Genomic DNA, 2,519 nt, shown 5'->3' on the forward strand with positions numbered 1-2,519 from the left:
TGTAAAACGCGGATCAATAATGGGCCACAGAAGCGGCTGCGCATTGCAGTTGTAGCGGAGTAAAATTCCGCCAGTTTGTGTCCTTCGTTTAGTCGGAGGGCGGGAGATGTATTCTGTGGATATTTATAATCGTGTGCGCCGTGCCTGCTTGAAGGACGGCATGTCAGCTCGAGAAGCGGCGCGTTATTTCAATAAGGATCGCAAGACGATCGCGAAGATGCTGCGCCATGAGCTGCCGCCCGGATATCAGCGTTCAGAACCGCCGCGCCGGCCAACGCTTGATAATTACGTTGGTGTCATCGACGAGATACTGCGCTCCGACAAAGCCTTGATCAAAAAACAGCGTCACACGTCGAAGCGCATTTTTGAACGACTGCGTGATGAGCATGGGTATGCAGGCAGCCTCACGACGGTGACGTATTACGTGCGTGAGCAAAAGCGGCGCACCAAAGAAGTGTTTGTGCCGTTGTCGCATCGGCCAGGCCACGCACAGGTTGATTTTGGCGAGACCCTCGGCGTCATCGGCGGGGTGGAGCGCAAAGTCCACTTCTTTGTGATGAGCTTGCCGCATTCTGATGCGGTGTTTGTGAAGGGTTATCCAGCAGAGACAACGGAAGCATTCTGTGATGGCCACGTCTCGGCCTTTGCCTTCTTTGGCGGCATTCCCCAGTCCATTCTTTACGACAATACCAAGATCGCTGTGGCGCGTATTCTGGGGGACAGAACGCGCGTCCGGACCCGTCGGTTTACGGAATTGCAATCGCATTACTTGTTTGATGACAGGTTCGGGCGGCCTGCGCGAGGAAACGACAAAGGCAATGTCGAAGGCATGGTAGGTTACACACGTCGCAACTTTATGGTGCCCGCGCCGCGCTACGACAGCTTTGATGATTTGAACGCGCACCTGGAGCAGAAGTGTTTGGAACGACAAAGTGATACATTGCGCGGCCACACCCAAACTATAGGCGCACGCCTGGTATCGGATTTGGATGCTCTAATGGGATTGCCCGTCGCAGAATATGAAGCCTGCGATCACGTCAGCACGCGGGCCACGTCGATCTCGATGGTGCGCTATCGCAGCACTGATTACTCGGTGCCGGTGGCTTATGCCCACCATGATGTTCACGTGCGTGGGTTTGTGCATGAGGTCATCATTGGATGTGGCAACGAGATTATTGCACGGCATAAACGATCCTACGCATCAGCGGATATGATCTTTGATCCACTGCACTTTTTGCCCCTGCTCGAACAAAAGGTGGGGGCTTTGGATCAGGCTGCCCCTTTGCAGGGTTGGGACCTTCCGGATGTCTTCGCCACGCTGCACCGGCTGCTTGAGGCCAGAATGGGCAAGCCAGGAAAGCGAGAATACGTCCAGGTCTTGCGCCTTTTGGAGACGTTCGAGATGAGCGTTGTGCAAGGCGCAATCAATCAAGCCATTGATATGGGGGCCATTGCCTACGACGCCGTAAAACACCTTGTGCTGTGTCGGGTTGAGAAGCGGCCGCCGCGTTTGGACTTGGACTTCTATCCCTACTTGCCCAAGGCCAATGTAGGCACAACACGCCCATCCAGTTACATGAGTTTGATGGGGAGGACTGCGGCATGACCGAAGCCCCTCAGATCCTGTTGCGGCACCATCTTAAACAACTGCGACTGCCAACGTTCCAAGGCGAGTATGCCAAACAGGCGCAGCTTTGTGCTGCTGAGAACAAAGATCACATCCAGTATCTGGCCCGCCTGTGTGAGATGGAATTGATCGACCGCGAACGGCGGATGATTGAGCGTCGGATCAAAGCGGCGAAGTTCCCCAGCACCAAAAGCTTGGATAGCTTTGACTTCAAAATCATCCCCAGCTTGAACAAGCCGCTGACGATGGATCTAGCACGATGCGATTACGTTGATCGCAGGGAAAACATCATCGCCTTAGGACCGTCAGGCACTGGCAAAACACATATCGCTTTGGGACTGGGGTTGGCTGCGTGTCAGAGGGGACTGAAGGTTCGCTTCACGACGGCAGCGGCATTGGTGCACGATCTGATTGAGGCTCAAGATGAGCGGAGATTGCAGCGCCTTCAAAATCAACTGACCAGCCAGAACCTGTTGATCATTGATGAACTGGGCTTCGTGCCTCTCAGCAAATCTGGTGCCGAGCTACTCTTCGAGATCATATCCCAATGCTACGAACGCGGGTCCATCATCATTACCTCGAACCTGCCCTTCGAGGAGTGGACCGAGGTCTTTGGCTCCGAGCGGCTGACAGGCGCACTGCTGGATCGCTTGACCCATCACGTCCACATTCTCGAGATGAACGGCGAAAGCTACAGGCTCAAACACAGCCGCAACAAACAACAATAATTAAAGCCCAATCCAGATCAGAACAATATTGGTCCAAGGGCCAACATGCGCTTTGGCACGCGTTAGCTATATGACAAGCACTCGCGCCAAAGCGCACGACAAACGATAACTCAGTGGACCAGTTTTACGCCGCGATCTGGCACCTTTTTACTCTGCGATTGACA

General features: G+C 54.1%; 2 protein-coding genes. Both read left to right on the top strand.

Annotated features, from left to right (window positions below; translation table 11 throughout):
- Positions 1-106: 106 nt before the first annotated feature.
- On the top strand, positions 107-1,606 hold the full coding sequence (istA, locus tag BSF79_RS19355) for an IS21 family transposase (protein WP_090271469.1): 1,500 nt from the start codon (positions 107-109) through the stop codon (positions 1,604-1,606).
- Positions 1,603-2,355 carry an IS21-like element helper ATPase IstB gene (gene istB / locus BSF79_RS19360; RefSeq protein ID WP_090271471.1) on the top strand — a complete coding sequence of 251 codons (753 nt, stop codon included), beginning with the start codon at positions 1,603-1,605 and terminating at the stop codon, positions 2,353-2,355. Before istA ends, istB begins: the two co-directional genes overlap by 4 nt.
- The last annotated feature ends 164 nt before the right edge of the window (positions 2,356-2,519 follow it).

The organism is Thalassovita taeanensis, from assembly GCF_900110775.1.
GTDB classification, from domain to species: Bacteria; Pseudomonadota; Alphaproteobacteria; order Rhodobacterales; family Rhodobacteraceae; genus Litorimicrobium; species Litorimicrobium taeanense.

Excerpts from the sequence above, each read along its gene's own strand:
- istA (WP_090271469.1), top strand. The coding sequence starts at position 107 with ATGTATTCTGTGGATATTTATAATCGTGTGCGCCGTGCCTGCTTGAAG.
- istB (WP_090271471.1), top strand. The coding sequence starts at position 1,603 with ATGACCGAAGCCCCTCAGATCCTGTTGCGGCACCATCTTAAACAACTG.